This window comes from Providencia stuartii, from assembly GCF_029277985.1.
Classification (GTDB): domain Bacteria; phylum Pseudomonadota; class Gammaproteobacteria; order Enterobacterales; family Enterobacteriaceae; genus Providencia; species Providencia zhejiangensis.
This window is the reverse complement of sequence record NZ_CP119546.1, coordinates 3,136,762-3,162,793: the sequence shown is the minus strand read 5'-3', so window position 1 is coordinate 3,162,793 and position 26,032 is coordinate 3,136,762. Positions and strand designations below refer to the sequence as shown.

20 protein-coding genes are annotated in these 26,032 nt (G+C 40.6%); 8 read left to right on the top strand and 12 right to left on the bottom strand.

The window, feature by feature from the left end:
- Positions 1-60 precede the first annotated feature (60 nt).
- The 3 genes from lolA to serS all read left to right on the top strand — a co-directional run bounded on the left by lolA (position 61) and on the right by serS (position 3,474).
- Positions 61-681: an outer membrane lipoprotein chaperone LolA gene (gene lolA / locus P2E05_RS14055; protein ID WP_272657914.1), complete on the top strand. Its 621-nt coding sequence runs from the start codon at positions 61-63 to the stop codon at positions 679-681.
- A 9-nt stretch (positions 682-690) separates the two neighbouring features.
- A complete protein-coding gene (locus tag P2E05_RS14050; protein ID WP_196714107.1) occupies positions 691-2,034 on the top strand; it encodes a replication-associated recombination protein A in 1,344 nt (447 codons plus the stop codon).
- Positions 2,035-2,184: 150 nt separating this feature from the next.
- Entirely contained in the window at positions 2,185-3,474 is a 1,290-nt protein-coding gene (gene serS / locus P2E05_RS14045; RefSeq protein ID WP_154623158.1) for a serine--tRNA ligase, read from the top strand.
- A 168-nt stretch (positions 3,475-3,642) separates the two neighbouring features.
- Here the strand turns inward: serS and P2E05_RS14040 are convergent, their stop codons facing one another.
- Together P2E05_RS14040 and P2E05_RS14035 are read right to left on the bottom strand one after the other, a co-directional pair.
- A complete protein-coding gene (locus tag P2E05_RS14040) occupies positions 3,643-4,470 on the bottom strand; it encodes a BPSS1780 family membrane protein (RefSeq protein WP_163862657.1) in 828 nt (275 codons plus the stop codon).
- 369 nt (positions 4,471-4,839) lie between these two features.
- Positions 4,840-5,313: an Lrp/AsnC family transcriptional regulator gene (locus P2E05_RS14035; RefSeq protein WP_154623614.1), complete on the bottom strand. Its 474-nt coding sequence runs from the start codon at positions 5,311-5,313 to the stop codon at positions 4,840-4,842.
- A 168-nt stretch (positions 5,314-5,481) separates the two neighbouring features.
- On the opposite strand from P2E05_RS14035, the gene P2E05_RS14030 reads away from it, so the two are divergent.
- Together P2E05_RS14030 and P2E05_RS14025 are read left to right on the top strand one after the other, a co-directional pair.
- A complete protein-coding gene (locus P2E05_RS14030) occupies positions 5,482-5,904 on the top strand; it encodes a DUF2000 domain-containing protein (RefSeq protein WP_154623615.1) in 423 nt (140 codons plus the stop codon).
- A 35-nt stretch (positions 5,905-5,939) separates the two neighbouring features.
- Complete coding sequence (locus tag P2E05_RS14025) at positions 5,940-6,566, top strand: LysE family translocator (protein WP_163862653.1); 627 nt, start codon at positions 5,940-5,942, stop codon at positions 6,564-6,566.
- A 37-nt stretch (positions 6,567-6,603) separates the two neighbouring features.
- On the opposite strand, the gene pflA is transcribed toward P2E05_RS14025, so the two are convergent.
- From pflA to ycaO, 4 genes are all read right to left on the bottom strand, one after another.
- Positions 6,604-7,398, bottom strand: coding sequence for a pyruvate formate lyase 1-activating protein (gene pflA, locus P2E05_RS14020; protein WP_154623617.1), 795 nt, complete (start codon positions 7,396-7,398; stop codon positions 6,604-6,606).
- Positions 7,399-7,647: 249 nt separating this feature from the next.
- Positions 7,648-9,930 (bottom strand): formate C-acetyltransferase, encoded by a 2,283-nt coding sequence (gene pflB / locus P2E05_RS14015; protein ID WP_154623618.1) that lies wholly within the window; start codon positions 9,928-9,930, stop codon positions 7,648-7,650.
- A 70-nt stretch (positions 9,931-10,000) separates the two neighbouring features.
- A complete protein-coding gene (gene focA / locus P2E05_RS14010) occupies positions 10,001-10,858 on the bottom strand; it encodes a formate transporter FocA (protein ID WP_154623620.1) in 858 nt (285 codons plus the stop codon).
- Between the two features lie 343 nt (positions 10,859-11,201).
- Positions 11,202-12,956 (bottom strand): 30S ribosomal protein S12 methylthiotransferase accessory factor YcaO, encoded by a 1,755-nt coding sequence (gene ycaO / locus P2E05_RS14005; protein WP_247047663.1) that lies wholly within the window; start codon positions 12,954-12,956, stop codon positions 11,202-11,204.
- Between the two features lie 194 nt (positions 12,957-13,150).
- Between ycaO and ansB the strand changes: the two genes are divergently transcribed.
- On the top strand, positions 13,151-14,194 hold the full coding sequence (gene ansB / locus P2E05_RS14000; protein WP_276122843.1) for an L-asparaginase 2: 1,044 nt from the start codon (positions 13,151-13,153) through the stop codon (positions 14,192-14,194).
- A gap of 27 nt (positions 14,195-14,221) precedes the next feature.
- Here the strand turns inward: ansB and P2E05_RS13995 are convergent, their stop codons facing one another.
- Positions 14,222-15,685, bottom strand: coding sequence for an MFS transporter (locus P2E05_RS13995; protein ID WP_272657912.1), 1,464 nt, complete (start codon positions 15,683-15,685; stop codon positions 14,222-14,224).
- 524 nt (positions 15,686-16,209) lie between these two features.
- Here P2E05_RS13995 and chiP point away from each other — a divergent pair.
- Together chiP and P2E05_RS13985 are read left to right on the top strand one after the other, a co-directional pair.
- The gene (chiP, locus tag P2E05_RS13990) at positions 16,210-17,538 is read left to right on the top strand and encodes a chitoporin ChiP (protein WP_244316515.1); all 1,329 of its coding nucleotides are present in this window, start codon (positions 16,210-16,212) and stop codon (positions 17,536-17,538) included.
- Between the two features lie 68 nt (positions 17,539-17,606).
- Positions 17,607-20,285 (top strand): beta-N-acetylhexosaminidase, encoded by a 2,679-nt coding sequence (locus tag P2E05_RS13985; protein ID WP_269723266.1) that lies wholly within the window; start codon positions 17,607-17,609, stop codon positions 20,283-20,285.
- A gap of 549 nt (positions 20,286-20,834) precedes the next feature.
- On the opposite strand, the gene fur is transcribed toward P2E05_RS13985, so the two are convergent.
- The 5 genes from fur to P2E05_RS13960 form a co-directional block, all read right to left on the bottom strand.
- Positions 20,835-21,284, bottom strand: a complete 450-nt coding sequence (gene fur / locus P2E05_RS13980) for a ferric iron uptake transcriptional regulator (protein ID WP_154624615.1) — start codon at positions 21,282-21,284, stop codon at positions 20,835-20,837.
- 168 nt (positions 21,285-21,452) lie between these two features.
- Positions 21,453-21,980 (bottom strand): flavodoxin FldA, encoded by a 528-nt coding sequence (fldA, locus tag P2E05_RS13975; protein ID WP_154624616.1) that lies wholly within the window; start codon positions 21,978-21,980, stop codon positions 21,453-21,455.
- A gap of 145 nt (positions 21,981-22,125) precedes the next feature.
- The gene (gene ybfE, locus P2E05_RS13970; RefSeq protein ID WP_154624617.1) at positions 22,126-22,419 is read right to left on the bottom strand and encodes a LexA regulated protein; all 294 of its coding nucleotides are present in this window, start codon (positions 22,417-22,419) and stop codon (positions 22,126-22,128) included.
- Between the two features lie 170 nt (positions 22,420-22,589).
- Positions 22,590-24,698, bottom strand: a complete 2,109-nt coding sequence (locus P2E05_RS13965) for a type I secretion system permease/ATPase (RefSeq protein ID WP_276122842.1) — start codon at positions 24,696-24,698, stop codon at positions 22,590-22,592.
- 3 nt (positions 24,699-24,701) lie between these two features.
- On the bottom strand, positions 24,702-26,030 hold the full coding sequence (locus P2E05_RS13960) for an HlyD family type I secretion periplasmic adaptor subunit (RefSeq protein ID WP_276122841.1): 1,329 nt from the start codon (positions 26,028-26,030) through the stop codon (positions 24,702-24,704).
- Positions 26,031-26,032 lie beyond the last annotated feature (2 nt).

The window sequence follows — 26,032 nt, the reverse complement described above, 5'->3', positions numbered from 1 at the left end:
TGCAAGCGCAATGGCCAAAGCGTAGTGCTTATTACGGTATCAATAAAAGGTCTTTGTTCGATGAAAAAAATGATGTTATTGGGGGCATTAGCCCTAAGTTTACATATCGGCTCAGTGCTGGCAGATGCCAGCAAAGACCTTCAGGAACGTCTGAATAAGGTCAATAGCTTTCATGCTAGCTTCTCTCAAAAAGTCACTAGCCCTGAAGGTGATTTGGTTCAAGAAGGTGTTGGCGAGTTATGGTTACAGCGCCCGAATTTATTTAATTGGAATATGACATCGCCTGATGAGAGTGTCTTAGTCTCTGACGGTAAAAACTTATGGTTTTACAACCCATTTGTAGAACAAGTTACGGTGACAAATCTTGCAGATGCGACCCAAGATACGCCATTTTTATTAATTACCCGCAATAATCCGTCAGATTGGAAACAGTATTCGATTATTCAGCAGGGGAATACGTTTGATTTGAAGCCTAAGCTCACGAATGGCACTTTGAAACGCTTTTCTATTACCGTTTCACCTGAAGGTACCATTGAGAAGTTTTCTGCGATTGAACAAGATGGGCAAACAAGTGCCTACCAACTTAAAGAACAAAAGAATGGGCCTGTTGATAAGCGTCAATTCACCTTTGCTGTACCAAAAGGTGTCACACTCGATGATCAACGCTCTGGTGGTCAATAAGAGGAAATAGTGGGTAACCTATCACTCGATTTTTCACAAAATGAATTTCAACCTCTAGCGGCGCGTATGCGCCCAGAGGTGCTTGAACAGTATATAGGACAACAACATTTGCTGGCGGAGGGAAAACCATTACCGCGGGCAATTAAGGCTGGCCATCTACATTCAATGATTTTGTGGGGACCTCCGGGAACAGGTAAAACGACGTTAGCTGAAATTATTGGCCACTATGCTCAAGCCGATATCGAACGGATTTCTGCGGTTACATCCGGTATTAAGGAGATTCGAGAATCGATCGAAAAAGCACGGCAAAACCGTGATGCAGGGCGTCGAACGATTCTATTTGTCGATGAGGTACATCGCTTTAATAAAAGCCAACAAGATGCTTTTTTGCCACATATTGAAGATGGCACGATCACTTTTATCGGCGCAACAACAGAAAATCCCTCATTTGAATTGAATTCAGCGCTTTTGTCTCGTGCACGTGTTTATCTTCTCAAATCATTAGATGCCAGTGATATTGAAAAAGTGTTGTTACAAGCCATGAGCGATACAAAACATGGTTTGGGTGGACAAAATATTATTTTGCCTGAGAGTACTCGTAAATTAATTGCTGAATTAGTGAATGGTGATGCAAGACGCTCCCTCAATTTGCTAGAAATGATGGCGGATATGGCGGAAAGTGATAGCCATGGTCAGCGTGTTTTAACTGCCGAATTGTTAAAAGAAGTCAGTGGAGAACGCGCCGCACGTTTCGATAATAAAGGCGACCGTTATTATGACTTGATTTCAGCCTTACATAAGTCAGTAAGAGGGTCGGCTCCTGATGCTGCTTTATATTGGTATGCGCGTATTATCACTGCGGGGGGCGATCCGTTATATGTGGCCCGTCGCTTGTTAGCAATAGCATCTGAGGATGTTGGTAATGCGGATCCTCGAGCAATGCAGGTCGCAATTTCGGCGTGGGATTGTTTTACCCGTGTAGGGCCTGCGGAAGGTGAGCGAGCAATCGCTCAGGCCATTGTTTATTTAGCATGTGCACCGAAAAGCAATGCGGTGTATACCGCTTATAAGGCGGCATTGGCAGATGCACAGAGGCAACCAGACTATGACGTTCCCGCTCATTTGCGCAATGCCCCAACAAAGCTATTGAAAGAGCTGGGAGCTGGAAAAGAATATCGCTACGCTCATGATGAGGAGAATGCGTATGCCGCTGGAGAGGTCTATTTTCCACCTGAAATGCAGCATACCCAATATTACCATCCCACAAATCGGGGTCTGGAAGCGAAAATAGCAGAAAAATTAAACTGGTTAGCGCAACAGGATCAAAATAGCCCAACAAAACGCTATCGCTAATGTGGGCAATGCGGTAAGGTTATAAAATAAGATTTTTTATAAAATTTTTTGAGTCGCATGGTCACCAGCGACTTGAAGGTGTACAGGGTATAATACTGGAACGTGTTATACTCTCTTTCAATATTTACTAACAATAATCACAGGATAAGCATGCTCGATCCCAATTTACTGCGTACGGAGCTAGACGCGGTTGCTGAAAAACTGGCTCGCAGGGGTTTTACCCTTGATGTGGAAAAGCTGCGTGAATTAGAAGAACGCCGCAAAGTTTTACAAGTTGAAACTGAATCCCTGCAAGCAGAGCGTAACTCGCGATCGAAATCCATTGGTGCCGCTAAGGCGCGCGGTGAAGATATTGAGCCTTTACGTCAGGAAGTGAATCAGTTAGGCGAAAAATTGGATGCCGCGAAGGTAGCACTAGATAAGCTACAACAAGAAATCCGTGATATTGCATTAAGCATCCCAAATATGCCTGATGATGCTGTACCTGATGGTAAAGATGATTCAGATAACGTTGAGGTGGCTCGTTGGGGAGAACCTCGCCAATATGATTTTGAGGTGAAAGACCATGTTAGCCTCGGTGAACTAGCGGGCGGATTAGATTTTCCAGCTGCGGTTAAACTCACAGGTGCACGTTTTGTGGTGATGAAAGGGCAAATAGCTCGTTTACATCGCGCACTGGCACAGTTTATGTTGGATCTACATACTGAGCAACATGGCTACCAAGAGTTGTATGTTCCTTACTTGGTTAACCATGATACGCTTTATGGTACAGGCCAATTACCTAAATTCGGTGAAGATCTATTCCATACTAAGCCGCTGGAAGAAGAAGCAGAAAGCACTTATGCGTTGATCCCGACGGCTGAGGTTCCTGTGACTAACTTAGTTCGTGATGAGATCCTTGAAGAAGATGCATTACCACTGAAAATGACAGCGCATACACCTTGCTTCCGTTCCGAGGCGGGTTCTTATGGCCGTGATACGCGTGGTCTTATCCGTATGCACCAATTCGATAAAGTAGAATTAGTGCAAGTGGTTCATCCAGAAAAATCGATGGAAGCGTTAGAAGAGCTAACCGGTCATGCTGAGAAAGTTCTACAACTGCTAAAACTGCCGTATCGCAAAGTGATCCTTTGCACGGGGGATATTGGTTTTGGTTCGCGTAAAACTTATGACTTAGAAGTTTGGCTGCCTGCTCAAAATACGTATCGTGAAATCTCTTCTTGCTCGAATATGTGGGATTTCCAAGCACGTCGTATGCAAGCTCGTTTCCGCAGTAAGGGTGATAAGAAAACCCAATTGGTGCATACACTGAATGGCTCAGGCTTGGCTGTGGGCCGTACATTAGTTGCTGTATTGGAAAACTACCAATTAGCAGATGGTCGTATTGAAGTGCCTGAAGTATTACGTCCATACATGAAAGGCCTCGAATATATCGGCTAATTGATTGAGTTAAATTAACTAGAAATAATAACGCCACTTTTTAGTGGCGTTATTATTTTGACGGTATTTGCCCGTTTGCATTCTATTAGAGGCTCAAATATAAAACCACCCGAGTGGGTGGTTTTGATTTGTAGCCTCTAATTTCAGTCAAAACGAAAGAGGATAAACTTAGTTAATTAATTTTTGTTTATCATCATTTTGTGCAAAGAATAGGTTACGGTAGGAAGTGTAATAACAAACACACATGATAGGCATCGTGATTAAAAGACCTAATCCGAATGGGATTGCGGAAACAAACAGAATGATGGTAATCACGATAAAGAATAGAATACCTGGAAGGATATTTTTACTGACCGCTTTTAGGCTTGCAGAGATCGCTGCACCTACTTTGAAATTATGGTTCATGATAAGAGCAGGAGCGAACCAAGTCATTGCGGCAGCGACGATACCAGTGATGGCCATAATGATGGCGATATAGAAGAATGAACCACCTAAAGCAAAGATAGCTTCTGGTGAAATTTGTCCACCTTGACCTGCTTCTAATAGAACAGCCATTAATGCCGTACCCCCGATCATGGTTGCAATAAAACCACCAACGAGTGTCACAGCAAAGTTAATTGCGCCGACAGCAAATAGAGCACCAAATTTCGTTTGGAAACCAGCAAATAAGGTACCAATATCGACTTCACCTGTTGTACGCTGTTTTTCACAGATAGCAATGATACCACCAATAAGAATTGGGCTTACGAAAGTCACAAAGAAATTCACCAATGGGATCATTGAAAGAACTAAGATAAAAGCAAAGAAAATAATATTAATCAGTACCCACATACCTAACTTTTCTTTAACCATAGCCCATGCTTGGCTAATCCAATTAATTCCTTCGCCAGCATCAACAGCTCTTGGCTCAGCGAGAAATACAGAATTATCCATAGGGGTTTGTTTGTTTACAGAAGATGCAGGTGCATTTTGGGAATCGAAATTTTCGTTATTCATGATAGAAAAATAACCCGTAATGTGTAATGAAAGTGTAATGTTTTTAATGGAAATATGGTCAAAATTTAAATAACAAATAAAAATATACTTGAGTTATTCAAGTACCGTGTGCCGTGCATGATTATGTAGTTAAATAAAATTTATTCAAAGCAGACTATTCTGGGAAGAAAAATTCAATGTAAAGAGTTGGGAATAGGGTTTTTATTAGATGGTTATACAAATATTTATCCTTTTTTATGCATTTTTTGAGTATTAGTGCTAAAAATATGACAAAAGGTCTACACGGATATTTTAAACATGAGGAAGAATAAGCTAAATAAAAGTGAGCCGTTTTTACAACTCACAAAAATTTATCAGTAATAATATTCGTTAACTATTTACTGTTGTTACGGGATAAGAAACTAATGGCTTAATTTCTTTAAGTACGAACATACTTTGCATCTCCTTAATCCCCGGAAGTCGGCGGATCACTGACATCGCAAAATCGGCATAGGAATCTAAATCATGTGAGACAACTTGTAATAAGAAGTCCGCATCACCACCAATACTGTAGCATGAAACCACATTTTCTAATTCACTGACTTCTTGCTCAAACTTTTTGGCTTCTGTTTCGCTATGACTATCGATTGTTACTCTGACAAATACCATCACGCCTAAACCAATTTTTTTACGGTTGAGAATAGCACGATAGCCTTGAATAACATCATCCTCTTCCAATTTACGGACTCGTCGCCAGCATGGCGAGGCCGACATACCCACTTTGTCTGCTAATACCTGATTGGTGATGCGGGCATCATCTTGCAGTAACTGAAGAATTTTTATTTCTGTCTTATCTATGGCCATAATGGGAATTTCCTTGCTTAATTTGGCGAATCATCGGTCAATTATTTCTTTTTATTACTCTACTATAGATAAGATAGACAACAAATTTCTATTTATTGATGCCATAATTATCGCGTATTACACCTTGTCGTATGAAGTCACTTCCCATTATGAATTAAAGAGGCAAGTATGCAATTTGATGTATCTACTCATCGTTGTGCCATTATTATTAATCAAGACTTAGCGTTAGGCTTAGCTATGAATGCAGCAAGTATTATCGGTGTTGGCATTGGGAATAAAATTGAACAACTGATAGGGCAAGATTTGGCGAGTGCAGATAATATTCATTATCCCGGCGTCATTCTAGCATCATTACCAATATTAAAAGGTTCTGCTGATCGAATTAAACAAATACAAAAAGAGTGTTATGACATTGAAGATGTTTATTTATTACCTTTTAGTCTAATTGCTCAGTCCTGTAAAAATTATGATGAGTATAAGCTCAGATTAATGAGTACTCTAGATCAAGATATTCAATTAGCGGCTATTGGTTTAGTGGGTAAAAAAAATAAGATAAATAAATTAACGGGAAATTTATCGTTATTTAAATAAGCGATTATCTCACCACTCTTCTATAGGTTAATAATATGATAAGCATCACGCAGTTACTCTCTTATGGGAGTGCGTTGGCTATTGCTGCCATTATTCCGGGACCGGGAATGACGGCCGTCGTCGCACGTACCTTGAATGGAGGGGTTGTAATGGGTTTCGCACTACTGAGTGGATTAATATTGGGGGATATTCTTTATCTTTCGTTTGCGATATTTGGCTTGGTTTTGGTCGCAGATTATTTAGCTATTATTTTTAATGTTATTTATTGGGGAGCCGCCTTGTATTTATTATGGTTAGCATATTCATTATGGCGACAGGATATTCAACCATTAAAGACTTCAGATTCTATCTCAACAAAACAATTCGCGATAATCGGTGCTTCAGGGCTGATGATCACCTTAAGTAATCCAAAAACAATCGCTTTTTATATGGCGATATTACCTTTAGTGATTTCTTTGAATGAGATTACCATAACAATTTGGAGCACAATATTAATACCGATTACATTATCAATATTACTTTTAGTCGGAATGGTATTTATTTTGGGAGCTAAGAAAGCGAGCCAGTTCTTATCGAGTAGACGATCACAAAGGATAATATTTAGAGGAACGGCATTGATGATGGCTGCTGCTGCAATAGGTATGTTACTCAAGACACAATAAATAAGAGTGGCTCTACGCGAGGGTAGAGCCATTATTGTCAATACATTACCTTGTGGCCGTAGCTTTCTAGGATACTTTTCACGCGTTCCATGCTCTCTTTTGAAGGTGGTTTTACACCATCGAGTTTATATTCTTCCCCCATGGTTTCCCACTTGTGTTTACCCAGTTCGTGGTAAGGAAGTAATTCGATTTTCTCGATATTTTTCATATCCTTGGTGAATTCACCTAAGAGATGTACGGAATGGTCATCATCACTCCATCCTGGAACAACCACATAACGTACCCATGTTTTTTGGTTACGTTTGGCAAGATAACGCGCGAATTCAAGTGTACGATGATTAGAGACGCCGACTAAAGTTTGGTGTATCTCATCATTAAGCTGTTTTAAATCCAGCATGACTAAATCAGTGGCATCCATAAGCTCATCGATAACGGGATCATAGCGACGAACAAAACCGTTAGTATCAAGGCAGGTATGGATATTTTGTGTTTTACATGCACGGAACCAGTCACGAACGAACTCTGCTTGTAAAATCGCTTCACCACCGGATGCCGTTACACCGCCACCACTCGCATTCATAAAATGGCGATATGTCACAGCTTCTTTCATTAACTCTTCGACAGTGACCATTTTGCCAGTATGAGTGTCCCAAGTATCACGGTTGTGGCAGTATAAACAACGCATTAAACAACCTTGAAAGAAGACAATAAAGCGTATTCCAGGCCCATCAACGGTCCCACAAGACTCAAAGGAGTGGATACGCCCGAGAGTTGCAGGCGGTGAAGTGGTACTGATATCTGTGGTTGGAATCGTATTGGTTGTTGTCGACATAGCAGGAACTCCAAAAAAAGACCCGTCATACTTCAAGCGGCGGAGAGTAAGGCTATTGAGTGGCCGCTTACTTACAACTCGAATTATTTAAGGTATTCATCATTAATAATTTGAACTGTAGATTTATTGGTTATTTATTATGTGAAAACAACTTTCAGTGACCAATAGCTTAAAATATTCGGGTTTAGTTCTAAAAAAGCCCCATGGTTGGGGCTTTTTAGTTATTTTATTAATTTATGATGCTCATTATTACATTGAACTGGTGAAAGTACGAGTAATAACGTCTTGTTGTTGCTCTTTAGTCAGTGAGTTAAAACGCACTGCATAACCAGAAACACGGATGGTTAACTGAGGATACTTCTCTGGGTTTTCCATCGCATCCAACAACATTTCACGGTTCATCACGTTAACGTTCAGGTGCTGACCGCCTTCGATAGACGCTTCATGGTGGAAGTAACCATCCATCAAACCGGCTAGGTTAGCCTTACGTACTTCATCATCTTTACCTAACGCATTTGGTACGATAGAGAAGGTATAAGAAATACCATCTTTCGCGTAAGCAAATGGCAGTTTAGCAACGGAAGTCAGTGAAGCAACCGCACCTTTTTGGTCACGACCGTGCATTGGGTTCGCACCTGGTCCGAATGGAGCGCCTGCACGACGACCATCTGGGGTGTTACCTGTTTTCTTACCATAAACCACGTTAGACGTGATGGTTAGGATTGACTGAGTTGGTACTGCATTACGATAAGTAGGCAGTTTCTGAATTTTCTTCATGAAACGTTCAACTAAGTCGCAAGCGATATCATCGACACGTGAGTCGTTGTTACCGAATTGTGGGTATTCACCTTCAATTTCAAAGTCAATAGCAATACCGTCTTCATCACGAATTGGTTTAACTTTGGCGTATTTGATAGCAGACAGTGAGTCAGCTGCAACAGAGAGACCCGCGATACCACAAGCCATTGTACGGTAGACATCACGATCATGCAGTGCCATCAATGCAGCTTCATAGCTGTATTTGTCATGCATATAGTGGATGATGTTCAGCGCAGTGACATATTGAGTTGCCAACCAGTCCATGAAGTGATCCATGCGATCCATCACAGTATCGAAGTCAAGGACTTCATCCATGATTGGTGCATGTTTAGGACCAACTTGCATTTTCAGTTTTTCGTCTACACCACCGTTGATCGTGTATAGCATGGTTTTCGCTAAGTTAGCGCGAGCACCGAAGAACTGCATTTGTTTACCAACGATCATTGGGCTTACGCAACATGCGATAGCATAGTCGTCATTGTTGAAGTCAGGGCGCATTAGGTCATCGTTCTCATACTGAACAGATGAAGTATCGATAGACACTTTTGCCGCGAATTTTTTGAAGCTAATCGGCAGTTGCTCTGACCACAGGATAGTCATGTTAGGCTCTGGAGATGGGCCCATGGTATACAGCGTGTTCAGGAAACGGAATGTGTTTTTAGTCACCAGCGTACGGCCGTCAAGACCCATACCTGCTAGTGATTCTGTTGCCCAGATTGGGTCACCAGAGAACAGTTCATCATACTCAGGCGTACGTAGGAAACGTACCATACGCAGTTTCATGACTAAGTGGTCGATTAGCTCTTGCGCTTCTTGTTCAGTCAGTTTACCTGCTTCAAGGTCACGCTGAATATAGACGTCTAAGAAGGTTGAAACACGACCAAATGACATTGCTGCGCCGTTTTGCGATTTCACAGCCGCTAAGTAAGCGAAATAAGTCCACTGAACGGCTTCTTTTGCGTTAGTTGCAGGACCAGAGATGTCATAGCCATATTTTGCAGCCATCTCTTTGATTTGACCCAATGCGCGGTGTTGCTCAGCAATTTCTTCACGCAGTTGGATGGTCATCTGCAAGTCTTCACCTTTTTCTAATCTTTCTTGCAGTGAACCAAACTGATTAAACTTATCTTTCATTAAGTAATCAATACCATACAGAGCTACACGACGGTAGTCACCGATGATACGACCACGACCATAAGCATCAGGTAAACCGGTTAAGATACCTGATTTACGGCATTTTAGGATGTCTGGTGTATAGACATCGAAAACACCTTGGTTATGAGTTTTACGGTATTCAGTGAAGATTTTTTTCAGGCTAGGATCTAAAGTACGATCATAGGCTTTACATGAACCTTCAACCATTTTGATCCCACCGAATGGAATGAGTCCACGTTTTAGAGGTGCATCAGTTTGTAGACCAACGATTTGTTCTAAATCTTTGGCGATATAACCCGCATCATGGGAAGTAATCGTTGATGCAACATCAGTGTCAAAATCAACGGGCGCATGCGTACGGTTCTCGATTTTGATTCCTTCCATGACTTTGTCCCACAGCGTATCAGTTGCTGGGGTAGAGCCTGCTAAGAAAGATTCGTCACCTTCATATGGAGTATAGTTTTTCTGGATGAAGTCACGTACATCGACGTTATCCTGCCAGTTACCTTGGTTAAAACCTTGCCATGCTAAAGCGAATTTTTCATTTAATTCTGACATGATACTTTTACCTTTTAACAATGGATCTTTTAAGGATCTTAATAAATCTTTTCGTGAGTGTCAGTGGCTATTAATGTTTTTGGCCACCACGTAAATGCATGAACCAATAAATTAGGCCGACTAAAAGTGCGCCGCCAATAATGTTACCGATAGTGACTGGTATAAGGTTGTCTGTAATAAAATGACTAACAGTTAACTGTGAAAAGTGTTCTGGTGAAACACCAATCTGTGTCCAGAATTCAATAGGGGCAAACTCTTTGATCATGATGCCTAGCGGGATCATAAACATGTTTGCGATGCTATGTTCAAAGCCGCTAGCGACGAACATGGCGACAGGGAGCACAAGAACCAATAATTTATCGGCTAGGCTACGACCTGAATAACTCATCCAAACAGCTAAACAAACCATTAAGTTAGCTAAAATACCTAAACAAACAGCCTCAATAAATGTATGGTGCAGTTTATGATCGGCAGTTTGTAAGACATTAAGTCCCCACTGACCATTTGCCGCAGTATATTGCCCAGCGAACCAAATCAACGCGACAAAGAACAGTGCGCCAATCAGGTTGCCAATATACACGTTGAACCAGTTTAGAAACATTTGTCCCCAAGTGATTCGCCCTGTTGCTTTGGAAACAATGGTCAATACAGTGGAAGTAAACAAATCTGCACCGCATATGACAACGAGCATTAATCCAAGAGAGAAGCAGACACCACCAATGAGTTTGGTAAAGCCGAAGGGAGCTGCTTGTGCGCCAGTGGTCGCAGTAATATAAAAAACAAATGCGATTGAGATAAAGATACCGGCAGTGAATGCTGACAAGTATGTAATTGCAGGATGTTTGTTGGCTTTGTAGACACCAGAGTCATCTGCAACTTGAGCCATTACAGCAGGAGGCAAAAGATTAAAAGGGTTGTCAGCTTTCATACTAACACTCTCTTACAAAGTTGATTAATTATAGCACGCAATCATAGTAACAAACGGCATAACAGAGAAATTTGATATGGATCATGAACTGTCGTAAGAAATCGACTTAAATTGTTGAAAAATAGTTAATTTTTGATTTATCTTCTTGATTTATATAAATTAAATAAATTTTAAAATTTACTAAAAATTTTTATGTTTTACCGTTTAACCCAAAATACAAGTAAAAAAACGGGCCTATTTGTTATCTAAATATTGCAAATTTAGACGTGTTTTTAATTAATTTAGTTTATGTGAAGATAATGGCCTAAAGGCCATTATCTTAAAAAGATGATCGAGAATGGGATTAGGCATTTTCACGTTTAGCTTTTTGCAGTTTTTCATAGGCTGCAAGTAACGCTTGGTGTGCTGGTAATGCCGTTAATTCATCATCGATAGACCACAAACCATAAAAGCATGATTCACCTGAAAGAGCGGCGGAAGCGGCGTCGACAGTTTTTTGACCATACATGCGAACAAATGCAGTGTAGTATTGTGACTTATCACGCTGCTCTTCTTGATTTAATAACAGCAAGGTGTGTAAACAGCGGTAATAATTCGCTCGTTCAGCTGTAAATACGGAGCTGTTAAAGTCTTGTGTCCACTCAACCCAAGCGAGCGCTTGCTCAAGGTCGCCACCGGCTAAGGCTAACATAGACTTTAATTCGCCAATACGTAAGTGACTCCAGCCATTATCTTTGCCTACGGCAAGACCCAATAATTCACGTACACGAGTAAAATCATCTAGGCCTTCATCGTCAAGCTGCTCAATAAGATTGAGGTAATCTTGTTTTTCCCATTGACTATCAGGCAGGTTAATAATGGTATCGCGTAAATGTGCGCCCATTGCATTGTTGGCAATATGCAGATCTTCTACGGGATAAATATCAGACATACCAGGCACAAGAATACGGCATGCATAGACGCCTAAATGGTGGTAATCGGCGATATACACTTCCGCATCTAATTGATTAAAGATCCCCATCAATGTGGCGAACTCTTCTTGAGTGGTGCCTTTGAAACTCCAATCAACAAATGGGTAATCGGCTTCATCTTTAAACAGATCCCAGCTAATAAGTCCACTTGAGTCAATGAAGTGGGTTTCTAAGTTTGTGTGTTCAGCCACCTCTTCATCGTCAAATGTTGGCGCGTTAAACACATCAAGATCTTTGAGGCCACGGCCTTGTAGCAGTTCGGTGACTGTACGCTCTAAGGCAACACCAAAATCAGGATGCGCACCAAAAGAAGCAAAACAGGTGCCATTTTGAGGATTAAATAGCACAACACAGATCACAGGAAATTGACCGCCGAGAGACGCGTCATAACAGAAGATTGGGAAGCCTTCTTTTTCTAAGGTTTCAACGGCTTCAACAACATTTGGGTAGCGAGCCATAACGTCTGTCGGGATTGCAGGTAGGCTGATACTTTCTGCAATAATACGATTTTTCACAAAACGCTCAAAGACTTCAGATAATCCTTGCACACGTGCTTCATTTGCCGTGTTACCTGCCGACATGCCATTAGACACATACAGGTTACCAACAATATTCATTGGAATATAAACGGTTTGATTATCAGATTGGCGAGTAAAAGGTAGCGCACAGATACCTCGCTCTTCATTTCCTGACTGCAAATCAATTAATTGACTGCCTGCTAATGCACCATCAGGATCATAAAATCGGCGTAAGCGAGCATCTAAAATACCTTCTGGCAAACTATCATCATCGGTGAGTGGGAACCATTTTTCATTTGGATAATGAACAAAATCGCCTTCAGCAATAGACTTGCCTAAATAAAAATCGGCAAAGAAGTAGTTAGTGGATAAACGTTCGAAGTATTCGCCAAGGGCTGAAGCAAGAGCGGCTTTTTTGCTGGCGCCTTTACCGTTGGTAAAGCATAGCGGACACTCTTTGTCGCGAATATGGACTGACCAAACGTTAGGCACAGGATTTAGCCATGAGGCTTCTTCAATATCAAAGCCTAGTTTTTTCAATTTAGTTTGAAAAGCGTCAATAGACACTTCAAGGGCGGCGTCTTTGCCTGGGATAAAGGTTTGGGTCATGGTCAATCACTTGTTAAAAAGGGGTATAGGCGGCCTATGATACGGATTTTTCCATGTCTGCTCACGCTTTTTATTCTTATTAGAGTAAATCATCTAAATATTCATAATTTCATCTAAAATAGATAGAGGCATCACGGAAATACTGTTTCAATTCCACATAATAACGTAAGTTTATTTAAAATAGAGGTCATAGGATGAAACAAGGTAAAAAGGTATTACTGGCGACAGCGCTCACACTCTGTACTGCATCGGTGTATGCATTACCTAATATTACGGTCTTAGCAACGGGAGGCACGATTGCAGGTGGTGGTGATTCAGCCACATCTTCTAGCTATCAAGCCGGTAAAGTGGGGATTGATGCGCTTATTAATGCGGTGCCTGAGATTAAAAAAATTGCCAATCTTACAGGTGAGCAGATCGTCAATATTGGCTCTCAAGATATGAATGATCAGGTGTGGCTGACATTAGCGAAAAAAATCAATCAAGAGTGTGATAACACCGATGGATTTGTGATTACTTATGGTACAGACACATTAGAGGAAACCGCTTTTTTCCTTGATTTAACAACATCCTGCCAAAAACCAATTGTGTTAGTTGGCGCAATGAGACCATCAACTGCATTGAGTGCTGATGGTCCTCTTAATCTTTATAATGCAGTGGTGGTGGCAGCGGATAAATCTGCTGGTGAACGTGGTGTGTTAATGGCCATGAATGACAAAGTCGTTCAGGGACGGGATGTGGTGAAAATGAGCACCACAGAAGTACAAGCGTTTGATGCTGTGAATGCTGGCCCACAAGGTTTTATCCATGACGGTAAAGTAACCTTTTATAAATCAGCCGAACCAAGGGCAACGAAGGCAGCTTTTGATGTGAGCAAACTGGATAAGCTACCTCTAGTCGGTATTGTTTATAACTATGCAAATGCTTCAGCCGCACCTGTCAAGGCTTTGCGTGAAGAGGGAGCGAAAGGGATTGTCAGCGCTGGTGTCGGAAATGGTAATATGTATAAAACGGTTTTTGATGCGCTAGCCACAGCAGCTAAAGAAGATATTGTGGTTGTTCGTTCGAGCCGTGTACCAACAGGTTACACGACACGCAATGCCGAAGTTGATGATAACTTATATGGCTTTGTGGCTTCAGAACGCTTGAACCCGCAAAAAGCACGTATTTTATTGCAACTCGCCCTGACTGAAACTCAAGATCCACAAAAAATCCAATCATTATTTGAAAAATATTAATGCGGATATAACGTCACCAAAGAGGGGCTATTTATGCCCCTCTTGTTCATTTTTAGATGACAAATTAACCCTGTTTGCGACAATATTTGCCGTGATTAATGCAAAGCAAGGTACTAACGAAAATAAGACAAATAACCAAAGAGACGCTGATTTTGCACCATCCATCCCGCCAGGTACAGAAAGCCCTGCAAGATTTGCGATCATCCCTGCCAGTGAGGCACCGAAAGCGGTAGAAAATAACTGTAATGTTGTAATCGCAGAAGAGGCTTTCTGGGATTCACTGCCAACTGACACTTGCAATACTCGCGTTAATAAATGTGGCCATGCCGCGCCAATACTTGCCCCTGTGATAAATAAAGCGAGGCAAATTATCCATATTTGCAATTGCTCTAGCTGAATGATTTTCGTCATGAATAAGGCAAGTGTGATTAAACCGATAAGTGTGAATAGGGGGCCTAAACGAATAATACGAACGGCAATAGTCGGTTTAAAAGAAGATGACAAGATAGCCGCACTTGACCAACCAGCGCCGACAAGCGCAGCCAAATAACCCGATAATAATGGGGCAACGCCATGCAATATCTGTAAAAAATAAGGAACAAAAACTTCAGTCTGTACGCTTAGGCCAAGTAGTGCCATGGTCAGGTAGATTGGCGCGAGCTGTGCGGAAAAATGAAATGTGCCATGCGGGAAGAGTGTATTGTGTCCACGGCGTTCAATAATGACAAGTCGTACACACAATAAGATAGCGATTAACATTCCCCCGATGGGAATAAATTTATCTTGGCTTAAACTTCCTAAAGAGATAGCGAGAACAGCAAAGGAAAGCAATAAAAGCGCTTGCAGTGGTATAGGTTGCTGTGGGCATTGTTCATTAGGATTTTGCGCAGGTAATACTCGCCAAGTTAGCCATAGATAGGGGATACCAACCACCACTAGACACCAAAAAGCGCCTCGCCACACATCATACTCAGCAAATATTCCCCCTAGAGCAGGGCCTAATAGCGTTGCCATTCCCCACATACTCGACATCATGGCTAATACTCTCGACCATAAGTGCTGAGCAAATACGATATGCACCATGGAATAAGATAATGTGAGTAAAATACCCCCACCCACACCTTGAATAACTCTGCCTAATAGCATGATAGGCATGGAAGGCGTCATAGCACAAACCATTGAGCCGATCAGAAAAATCAATGTAGCAAGGCCATAACTTTTTCTTGGGCCAAAATAATTAAGAAGTCGTGATGTTAATGCTGATGAAATAATCGAAGATAGGATAAACAGTGTGGTATTCCAGGCATAAAAATCAATGCCGCCAATATCCCGTACAACAGAAGGTAGCGTTGTTATGGTGATATAAACGTTAATAGCATGAAGGCATATACCGCCGGACAAGGCGAGTGTTAAACAGAGATTTTTGCCAGTAAGGAGTGTTCGCCAGCCTTCCTGATGTTTCCCGTCAATATTTTCGTGCGATTGTTCCATCGTATCTCTCTAATTTCATTTTTCTTTGCTTACATGGAAATATTCACTTGGTTTATTTGTGATTAAAAAACGTGTTCTCAACTAAAGCAGTTATGCATCAACTTAGCAAGTTTGATTGAAACGCTTACAGGCAAAGAATGTTATTTTTTATATTGAAATAAGTATTAAGTGGACCCTCAATACAGGATTTTTTATCTAAGTTTAATCTTTAATTCAGGATATTAATGCGAAAAACATTATCGATTTGAATGATTAACACTGAGAATGAATAGAAAAATTAATGTGTCTTGGGTCATATTTTAGGAATAAATATATTTTTAACCTTGATAATTCGCGTCGCGAAAAATAGGCTAAGTAGGTACTCGTATTTTGTTTATTGAAATTAATAATTACCTAATGGGCGACTACTGAAACTTATCACTAAAAAATAATATAAAAAACTGAGGAAACAGCGAATGGTTAATAAAAATGTCAATCGTGGCAGGGGGATGCTCGTGCTTAAAATAGGTATCGCACTTCTTCCTATGAGTTATCAACCAATAAGTTTTTCTGAGCAATTTTTAGATGATTCAACACTTAAAGGCGGGTTGTATTATTGGCAACGCGATCGTTCTAGAAAAGAGTTAAACCCTGAAAGCGATAAATATAAAAAATATGCCGATAACCTTAAGCATTCTACCGTAAATGCCAGTCTTGATTATTCTTCAGGTTATTTTCAGGATCTCATCGGTTTAGATTTAGCGGCATTTACTGCCATTGAATTATCAAATAGTGGTCCCGCGGCACCTAATGAAATTGGTTTTAGTGATGCGAAAACGCGTTGGGATGAAAAATGGTCAGGCGATCGTAGCGGCGTCAGTGTTTATAAAGCGGCTGCCAAAATGAAATATGGTCCATTTTGGGGGAAAGGAGGCTATATCCAACCCACAGGACAAACACTGTTGGCTTCCCATTGGAGCTATATGCCCGGTACTTATCGAGGAATTGAAGTCGGAGCGGTATTTGATTTTGAAAACAAGGGGGCTTTGAGCATGTCCTATATGTGGACTGATCGATATAAAGCCCCTTGGTATCGTGATATGTACAACTTCCGTGAAGCTGATAGTAAAACAGGGATTAGCTATCTACAATCTATTGGTTTTAAATATGATTTTAAAAATTCATTGGTATTAGAAGGGGCTTATGGACAAGCTAAAGACTATATAGATCAATATTTTGCAAAGGCCTCTTATGCGGTACCTATTGTTAATCGTGATTTACGAATGTCTTATCAATTCTATGGCGCAAAAGATAAGGTATCTGATGGCGGAGTGAATGATGTTTATGATGGCCTCGCTTTCTTACAGGCGGTGACATTAGGTTATACCTACGAGCAATTTGATTTTCGCGTGGAAGGAACTTACGCCAAAGCGAAAGGTAATCAAGGCTATTTCTTACAGCGCATGACGCCAGGCTACGCGACATCAAATGGTCGATTGGATATTTGGTGGGATGGGCGTTCAGATTATAACGCGAATAATGAAAAAGCGGTTTTTGCTGGTGTCATGTACGATTTAGCTCATTGGGATCTGGCTGGTTGGAAAGTAGGTACATCTTATATTTATGGTTGGGATGCTAAACCAAGTACTAATACACAATATGCCCAAGATGTAAAATTAAGAGAAAGCGCTTGGAATATCGATATTTTATATAGTATCCAAACAGGTAGAGCTAAAGATACTTTATTTAAATTGCACTTTACTAAATATGATAACCATACCGATATTCCAAGTTATGGTGGTGGGTTCGGTAATATATTTCAGGATGAAAAAGATATTAAGTTTATGGTCATGATGCCATTCACTATTTTTTGATAGCACGGTCACTGCTATTAAAAATATTATGTGGCAGTGGCTAAATTGAATTTAATATTGAGGTCACAATGAAAAGACATTATTTACATCCTTTAGCGTTATTAATTTCAGCCACCTTTATTTCTACGATGGCGAATGCTGAGCAAACATCGGATCAAATCGTTGATGCATTAAGTCATATCGATGTAAAAATTAATGTGGTTGATAACCAAGCAGGTGAGCATGGCATGGATTGCGCTGCACTTGGGGCGGATTGGGCGGCTTGTAATCGCGTTGATATTACGTTGACCAATGGTGATCAAGCGATTGAATCGGCTGATTGGGCACTTTATTTTCATAGTATTCGGCAAATACTCAAACAAGATAACCCACAGTTTACTATCACCCATTTAACGGGGGATTTGCATAAAATCACCCCCACTGAGCAGTTTAATGGCATAAAAGCACACGAAAAAATTGTGTTGCCAGTGACGGGGGAATATTGGCAAGTGAGCTATTCTGACTTTATGCCTCGTTGGTATGCGACCTCGGGTGATGCTCGGCCTCGTAATTTGAAAAGCACAGATACTCAAGACTCAACCATGTTCGTTGCACCATTTGAAATGAAAAACTGGAAAAGAACGGGAGCCGATAATAATGTCTTAATGACCCCCGAAAATCGTTACCAAAAAAATCTTTCTTTGCAAACATTATCTGAGCAACAGTTACGAGGACAAATCTTACCGACGCCACTCGATATTAAGATACAAGAAGGGAATGCGGATCTTTCCAACGGTGTTAAATTACAACTTGATGGCCTGACTCAGGGAGAATTAGCTGTCATTAATGAGCATTTACAACAGGTCAAATTAAAACAGAATGTTCAGGGATTCCCTATACTCGGGAAGATCGCACCTAGACAGTTCGCGCCAGAGAATCAAGTCAGTGGTGCATATGAGTTAGTGATCACACCACAACAGGCTGAAATTATTGGTTATGACCATGTCGGCTTATTCTATGGTATGCAATCACTGCTTTCTGCCGTAACAGAAGCCGATAAGCCTAGTGTGGCGACAATGATTGTGAAAGATAAACCTCGTATGGATTATCGAGGAGTATTTTTAGATGTAGGAAGAAACTTCCATAGTAAACAGATGGTTAAACGTTTAATTGACCAAATGTCTCGTTATAAATTAAATAAATTCCACTTTCACTTAACCGATGATGAAGGATGGCGAATTGAAATTCCGGGGTTACCTGAGCTTACAGAGGTGGGAAGCCAACGCTGTCATGATTTGGATGAACAAACGTGTTTATTACCGCAGTTAGGATCGGGGGCAGAGAATAATAATATGGGAAGCGGCTATTTTACCCGTGATGACTATATTGACATTTTACGCTATGCCAAAGATCGTAATATTGAGGTCATCCCTGAAATAGATATGCCTGCACATGCCCGTGCCGCCGTTGTTTCAATGGAAGCTCGTTATAACAAATTAAAAGCGGCTGGCAATGAGGCTGCCGCGAGTGAATACCGCTTAGTTGATCCATCGGATACATCAGTAACAACCTCTGTCCAATTCTACGATAAACGCAGTTATTTAAATCCTTGTTTAGATTCCTCTAAAAACTTTGTTAATAAAGTGGTCAGTGAGGTTATGCAAATGCACAAGGAGGCGGGGGTTCCATTAAAAACATGGCACTTTGGTGGTGATGAAGCGAAAAATATTCGTTTAGGTGCGGGTTTCCAAGATAAAGCAGGCAATATCGAACCGGGCAAAGGCATAATCGATAAACAAATAGAAGATAAGCCATGGGCGAAATCGGAAGCGTGTCAGGCATTGATCAAGCGAGGTGATGTGAGTGACTTTGATCATCTCTCCAGCCATTTTGCTAAACAAGTGAGTGAAAGTTTACAGCAAAAAGGGGTGACAACAATGCAAGCTTGGCAGGATGGTTTGAAAGATGCTTCTAGTGCAAACGATTTTGCAACGGATAATGTCAGGGTTAACTTCTGGGATACACTGTATTGGGGAGGATTCGATTCGGCGAATGATTGGGCTAATAAAGGTTATCAAGTGGTCATTTCGAACCCTGACTATGTGTATTTAGATATGCCTTATGAAGTCAATCCAAATGAAAGTGGCTATTACTGGGCGACCCGAGCGAGTGACGAACAAAAAATCTTTTCTTTTGCGCCTGATAATTTACCACAAAATGCGGAAACTTCCGTTGATAGGGATGGTAACTCATTTAGTGCGAAAAGTGATAAGCCATGGCCAGGTGTCTATGGTCTTTCTGGACAACTATGGAGCGAAGCTGTAAGGACGGATGATAAGGCGGAATACATGCTATTTCCTCGCATCCTGCCTTTAGCTGAAAGGGCATGGCATAAAGCGCAATGGGAAAATCAGTACCAAATAGGTCGTGAATATATCGGCGGTAAAACCAATTATGTTTCACAGCAAAAACTGGCAGATGATTGGAGCCGTTTTGCGAGTCTCGTTGGTATGAAAGAGTTACCCCGTCTAGATAGAGCAGGGGTGGCTTATCGTATCCCTGTGCCTGGTGCGAAAATTGAAAATGGCCTTTTACTCGCCAATATCAGTTATCCAGGTTTAGTGATTGAATATGCTTTAGCAGATAGCGACCATTGGCAAACGTATTCAGCACAAAAGCCTCCAAAGGTTAAGGGTAATGTAAAAGTACGAGCCAAAAACCCAGCTGGAACAAGAACAAGTCGTGTAGAAACGGTGGTGCAAAAATAACGAGAGACTATGAGGGTGGTGCCAGAGCGTACCACCTTTTTAAATGCTAGGTTTAACCGCCTATTACAGTACTCGTGTATGTTTAATAGATGATGATTGCCAAGAAATTAACGCTTTCAGCTTCAATAGACACCGCTTTTTTCTATATCCAGACGACATGTATTTTGAGGAGACTCAGTAATCTCGTCATTGGCACTTAGGTGCTTTATCTTTTCTAATACACCTTTCCCTGACAATCGCAGCATCAGGTTCATCGTAAACTGTTAGCTATTTATAGTTAGCTGAGTTTATAGATACAATATAATGATGCGACTGTTTGATTAACGTCTGTTTTGTCATGAGATCGATGATTGGAAAATAGAAGGATGGGAGAGATGATGACTCAGGATGTTTTTCTTGATAAATAAGGCAAGCTGACGCAAGACATGCGTCAGTATTTAGCGATAAACAAAAGAAAACCCCATGTGATTCATGAGGTTTATCAGTATATATAAGGAGCTAAATACGTTCCTTTTTATGAATTATGTTAATGGTTTTTCAACCATTAAATTACTCTTTTGCTTCGTGAGCATCCGCATTTTCGCGGCAATCGCCATCAGCACAGTGACCATATAGGTACAAGCTGTGGTTAGAGAGTTTAATACCATGGCGTGCAGCAATATTGGTCTGACGTTCTTCAATGGATTTATCAGAGAATTCGATAACTTTACCACAATCTAAACAAATCAGATGATCGTGGTGGTGCTGTTGAGTCAGTTCAAAAACGGATTTACCGCCTTCAAAGTTATGACGTGTGACAATGCCAGCATCATCAAATTGGTTCAATACGCGGTATACCGTAGCCAGACCGATCTCTTCGCCCATATCAATGAGTTTTTTATAGAGATCTTCCGCACTGACGTGATGGCACTCAGGCTCCTGAAGTACTTCCAATATCTTTAATCTTGGAAGAGTGACTTTGAGTCCAGCATTCTTCAATGCTTTGTTGTTGTCTGTCATGCGGGTTTGTCCTGTATCTTAAATCATAAATTTAACAATAATGAGACATTTTTAACATAAGCTCAGTTGTCATCGAAACTGATTTACAATTATAGGCATGGAAATAAAAAATAGAAACCATGCTCTGTCTCATTATTATAATAGTTTCATTTTATTTCTATCGTCAGCTTAGCCCAAAATTTCGGCTAGAGACATCTCTTCTGAAATTTGTTGTACCCATGCATCAACGCGTTCTTCAGTCAGCTCAGGCTGGCGGTCTTCATCAATAGCAAGGCCGATAAAGTGATTATCATCTGCCATACCTTTAGACACTTCAAAATGGTAGCCATCTGTAGGCCAATGACCGACAATGACAGCGCCACGTGGTTCAATAATATCGCGAATGGTCCCCATTGCATCACAGAAGTATTCTGCGTAGTCTTCTTGGTCACCACAGCCAAATAGCGCGACAAGTTTGCCATCAAAATCAATTTCTTCGAGGGTTGGGAAAAAGTCATCCCAATCACATTGAGCTTCGCCGTAATACCAAGTTGGGATACCGAGAAGTAGAATATCGAATGCTTCAATATCTTCTTTGCTGCATTTAGCAATATCATGAACTTCCGCGTTCTCACTGCCTAATCTCTTTTGGATCATCTTGGCAATATTTTCTGTATTACCAGTGTCACTACCGAAGAAAATGCCTATGACTGCCATAAAGTGAATAACCTCTTGTTTTTCCAATCTGGTTTGTTCAAGCCAGATAGGGCTAAATTTGAACTAAAATAACGAGAATTTTGGCCCTATTTTGGCGAAAAAGCGTGAATAAATCTGTCGAATTTGTGTGATTTAGAAGAGGAAATCATTCACCAGAAGGCTCGTAGACCAGTGCTAGTTGTGACATCAACATTTCTTCTATTAGCTCACTACGGCTCATGTTTTTTTCATCAGCCAATTGATTCAATATGGCCACTGCATCTTCATTGAGTTTTAATTCGACGCGGCGTAGTCCTTTGACCTTATCACGCTTAAGTTGGTTTCGTTTGTTAATTCTTAATTGTTCATCCCGCGATAGCGGACTTGTTTTAGGTCGCCCAGGCCTGCGTTCCTCAGCGAACAAATCAAGGGTAGTGCGATCAGTTTGTTCTTTTGCCATATTTTTTTAATGCTAAAGGGCGTGTACCAATAATCCAGCGCGCAATGATACCCTAGCTGACTCCCTTGTACCATAGCGTATATGGAGCGAAAGTTATTGATAGTAAAAAAAAGAATGATTTGCTTGAAAAAGCACCAATCTAGATTCTATTGGTGCTAATTAAGCACAATTTACTGGGTCTGCTGCCGCCACAGATGGGCATAAACGCCATTTTTCTGTAGTAAATTTGGGTGGGTATCGATTTCGGCAATTTCGCCATTGCGAATAACACAAATCCTATCGGCATACTGAATCGTGTTTAAGCGATGTGCGATACTGATGACTGTCCTTCCTTTAGTAATAAGTGGCATATTCTTCATGATTGCGGCCTCTGAGTCATAATCTAACGCCGATGTGGCTTCATCAAGGATCAGAATATCGGGTTTTGTTAACAGTGCTCTAGCGAGTGCGATACGTTGACGTTGTCCCCCTGATAGATTAAGCCCGCGTTCAGACACAGGATAATTAAAATTATCGGGTAGTGACATGATAAAATCATAGGCACCGGCGAGAGTGGCAGCTTCAATCACCTCTTCATGGCTCGCTTGGGGGTGACTCAAACGAATGTTTTCCTCAATAGTACCGACAAATAGCTGGCTTTCTTGTAGTACTACACTCATGCGACGTCGCAACGCGATGGTATCACTGACAGCTAGGTCCATACCGTCAACGATAACTTGTCCCTGTTGCGGAATATATAACCGTTGTAGCAGTTTGGTTAAGGTACTTTTTCCAGACCCCGATGGTCCTGTAATACCAATAAACTCGCCCGCTTTAATGGTTAACGTTAGGTTACATAGCACCTCAGGTGTTTCTGGGTGATAACGAAAGCGAATATTATGGAAATCAATATTGCCTTGTATAGAAGCACTACTGGTAATCCCTTTTCTTTCATTTTCAATCGGCTCATCAAGGATGTCCCCTACACGACGAAGCGATATGATGGTATGTTGAAAATCTTGCCAAATTTGAGCTAAGCGCAGTACTGGTTGAGTGACATGAGCACTTAACATATTGTAAGCGACTAATTCACCCGCAGTCATTCCACCACTCATCACTTCTTTTACTCCGATCCAAAGTAACAAAGCGGTGGTGATTTTACTGACGAGCGTCATTAATTGTGTTGCCACTATACTCCGTAAAGTCACTTTGAAACCTTGAATAAGCTGTTTACTGAGCCGTTTTTGCCAGCGGCGATAGACGTATTTTTCGGTCGCGGTGGTTTTTATGGTTTCAATGCCAGTCATTGCCTCAGTCAAGAAAGTGAGACTATTTTCATCTGCTTGATAGGATTTTTCAGTGTGTAGACGAATGATTGGGCCGAGTATCATCCATAGAATACAAAAGAGTGCTAAAGACCCCATTAAGATCCATGACATGACAACACTGTAAGAAAATAAAACAGCCATAAAGAGAATGACAAATACTAGGTCGATAAATAACATTAATGTTGACCCCGTTAAAAACTGGCGAATGCGTGTCATTTCTCTTATACGAGCAATAATTTTTCCTGTTGGGCGCTGTTTAAAATAGTCGAGAGGTAACGCCATTAAATGGCGATATAACTTACCTGATAACTCAGCGCTAATCTGTGTACTGGTATAACTAAAAATTTTATTACGCAAAAAACTATAAATAGGTTCAGCGAATGCTAAACCTACAATTCCTATGGCCAACACCTGTAAGCTATTTAAGCTGCGTCCGACTAAAACTTTATCGATAACATTTTGAAAAAACAACGGGCTAATTAAAGCAAAAATTTGCACAATTGCTGCCAAAATAAAGACATTTTTTAATTGCGACCGTTGTCTAAGTATTGAAGGGATAAACCAACTAATACCAAACGTTGTTTTTTTCTCTGTTTCAAATTGTTCTTTTATAAGTAAGAGTGTTAGGCTTTCAGGATAAGTTGAATGACGTTCATGCCAGTGAATGAATTCATTATTAATTGGATCAATTAAAATTAATTCATTCGATTTATCTTTGGACAGAATTCTCCAAAATCCATTTAAATAAATAAGGGCTGGTAATGGCACATCATGGATATTGGAGGTATCTAATAGGGTGATTTCAGTTTCATAGCCTATAATATGTGCACATTCTCTTAGCTCCCAATCTGTGGGGGAAAGCGCATGCATACCAATTGCATGCATCAACTGATCTTTTGTGACATTTTTTTGGTAATAATTTGCAATCCATACCAGAGCCTCTAGACCTGAGTTATTTTCAATTCCGTTCATGGATTATTTTTCCCTCATGGCAGTGGTCGTATATTCTTGGATTGGGCTTAACAAATAATCGATAATACGCCGTTTTTCGGTTTTTATTTCTGTCGTTACAGAGAGACCCGGTGTTAATTCAATTTTCTCGCCTTCAACAAATAAATTTTTCTTCTTTAACGCAATTTGTCCTAAAAAGACTAAGCCTAATTGTTCATCTTGAGTGCTATCTCTAGAGATAGAAACGACTTCTCCTTCAATCGTGCCATAGCGAGTGTAGGGAAAGGCATCGATTTTAACCGTTACATTTTGGCCTTCTCGAATAAAGCCAATATCTTTATTGAGAATTTTTACCTCGGCCAGCTGAACATCTTTGTTGGGGACTATTACCATCAGTTGCTGAGTAGGTTGTAGTACCGCGCCAAGTGTATAGGTAGCCAATTGTTGTACGGTACCATCCACTGGTGAACGAACGATCTTTAACTGTTCTCTTTCTTGATGTTTTAGTAATTCTTGCTCAGCAGAATCCTGTTTAAACTCTGCTTGTCGATATTTTTCATACCATTCTTGTCTTTTTTGTGTTTGTAACCGATGACGTTTTTCTTGTAATGAATCATATTGGTTATTGAGAATGGTTAGTTCTGACAGTTTTGCGGTTTTTTCTTTTTTAGCCATTAACAGTTCTTTTTCGTGTTCTAAAAATTCCTTTTGGCTAATCAGGTGTTTCTTGCTTAACGTCCGGTGTGCATCAAGACGTTTTTGGATATTATTTAATAGTGCATTCACATCTTTTAACTCATGCGTTCTTGCGGAATAATGGGTACGATTAAGAGCCATTTCATTTTCGGTTTCTTTAATTAATGCGTCATACTCATTTTTTAAATTTTGATAGCTTTTTAAAACGCGCTGCTGCTCAGGGGCTAATAATTGACTAAATTCATGAGCGAATTTGGGATGAGTTTCTTCTAACAATGCATGATGTACTAATTTTTCAATTTTTTGAAAACTAATTTGATAGTTGAGAGTGAGGATATCTTGGCTTACCCCTAACACATTGACTCTTAATAAAGGGTCGCCTTGTTTAACTGTTTGGCCATTAGTCACATAAATATGTTGTAAACGACTCAACTCAAAAGCTTGAATAAATTGCGTATGACCTGAAACCACGAGTTTACCTTGTGCTGTGGCTTGAATATCCAATTTACCGATATATGACCAAACAATGGCTAATAAAATACCGATACTGATGGTTATGGCTGTTATTAATGCAAGGTATGACGGTGGGTTTTTTAATAAAGCCAAATGGGACGGTAAAAAATGATGATACCGAGTGTTCGCTGATCCTAATTTCATTG

What these genes read in the sequence shown, in the direction of transcription:
- lolA (WP_272657914.1), top strand. Translation starts at nt 61, where the DNA reads ATGAAAAAAATGATGTTATTGGGGGCATTAGCCCTAAGTTTACATATC.
- serS (WP_154623158.1), top strand. Translation starts at nt 2,185, where the DNA reads ATGCTCGATCCCAATTTACTGCGTACGGAGCTAGACGCGGTTGCTGAA.
- P2E05_RS14040 (WP_163862657.1), bottom strand. Translation starts at nt 4,470, where the DNA reads ATGAATAACGAAAATTTCGATTCCCAAAATGCACCTGCATCTTCTGTA.
- P2E05_RS14035 (WP_154623614.1), bottom strand. Translation starts at nt 5,313, where the DNA reads ATGGCCATAGATAAGACAGAAATAAAAATTCTTCAGTTACTGCAAGAT.
- P2E05_RS14030 (WP_154623615.1), top strand. Translation starts at nt 5,482, where the DNA reads ATGCAATTTGATGTATCTACTCATCGTTGTGCCATTATTATTAATCAA.
- P2E05_RS14025 (WP_163862653.1), top strand. Translation starts at nt 5,940, where the DNA reads ATGATAAGCATCACGCAGTTACTCTCTTATGGGAGTGCGTTGGCTATT.
- pflA (WP_154623617.1), bottom strand. Translation starts at nt 7,398, where the DNA reads ATGTCGACAACAACCAATACGATTCCAACCACAGATATCAGTACCACT.
- pflB (WP_154623618.1), bottom strand. Translation starts at nt 9,930, where the DNA reads ATGTCAGAATTAAATGAAAAATTCGCTTTAGCATGGCAAGGTTTTAAC.
- focA (WP_154623620.1), bottom strand. Translation starts at nt 10,858, where the DNA reads ATGAAAGCTGACAACCCTTTTAATCTTTTGCCTCCTGCTGTAATGGCT.
- ycaO (WP_247047663.1), bottom strand. Translation starts at nt 12,956, where the DNA reads ATGACCCAAACCTTTATCCCAGGCAAAGACGCCGCCCTTGAAGTGTCT.
- ansB (WP_276122843.1), top strand. Translation starts at nt 13,151, where the DNA reads ATGAAACAAGGTAAAAAGGTATTACTGGCGACAGCGCTCACACTCTGT.
- P2E05_RS13995 (WP_272657912.1), bottom strand. Translation starts at nt 15,685, where the DNA reads ATGGAACAATCGCACGAAAATATTGACGGGAAACATCAGGAAGGCTGG.
- chiP (WP_244316515.1), top strand. Translation starts at nt 16,210, where the DNA reads ATGAGTTATCAACCAATAAGTTTTTCTGAGCAATTTTTAGATGATTCA.
- P2E05_RS13985 (WP_269723266.1), top strand. Translation starts at nt 17,607, where the DNA reads ATGAAAAGACATTATTTACATCCTTTAGCGTTATTAATTTCAGCCACC.
- fur (WP_154624615.1), bottom strand. Translation starts at nt 21,284, where the DNA reads ATGACAGACAACAACAAAGCATTGAAGAATGCTGGACTCAAAGTCACT.
- fldA (WP_154624616.1), bottom strand. Translation starts at nt 21,980, where the DNA reads ATGGCAGTCATAGGCATTTTCTTCGGTAGTGACACTGGTAATACAGAA.
- ybfE (WP_154624617.1), bottom strand. Translation starts at nt 22,419, where the DNA reads ATGGCAAAAGAACAAACTGATCGCACTACCCTTGATTTGTTCGCTGAG.
- P2E05_RS13965 (WP_276122842.1), bottom strand. Translation starts at nt 24,698, where the DNA reads ATGAACGGAATTGAAAATAACTCAGGTCTAGAGGCTCTGGTATGGATT.
- P2E05_RS13960 (WP_276122841.1), bottom strand. Translation starts at nt 26,030, where the DNA reads ATGAAATTAGGATCAGCGAACACTCGGTATCATCATTTTTTACCGTCC.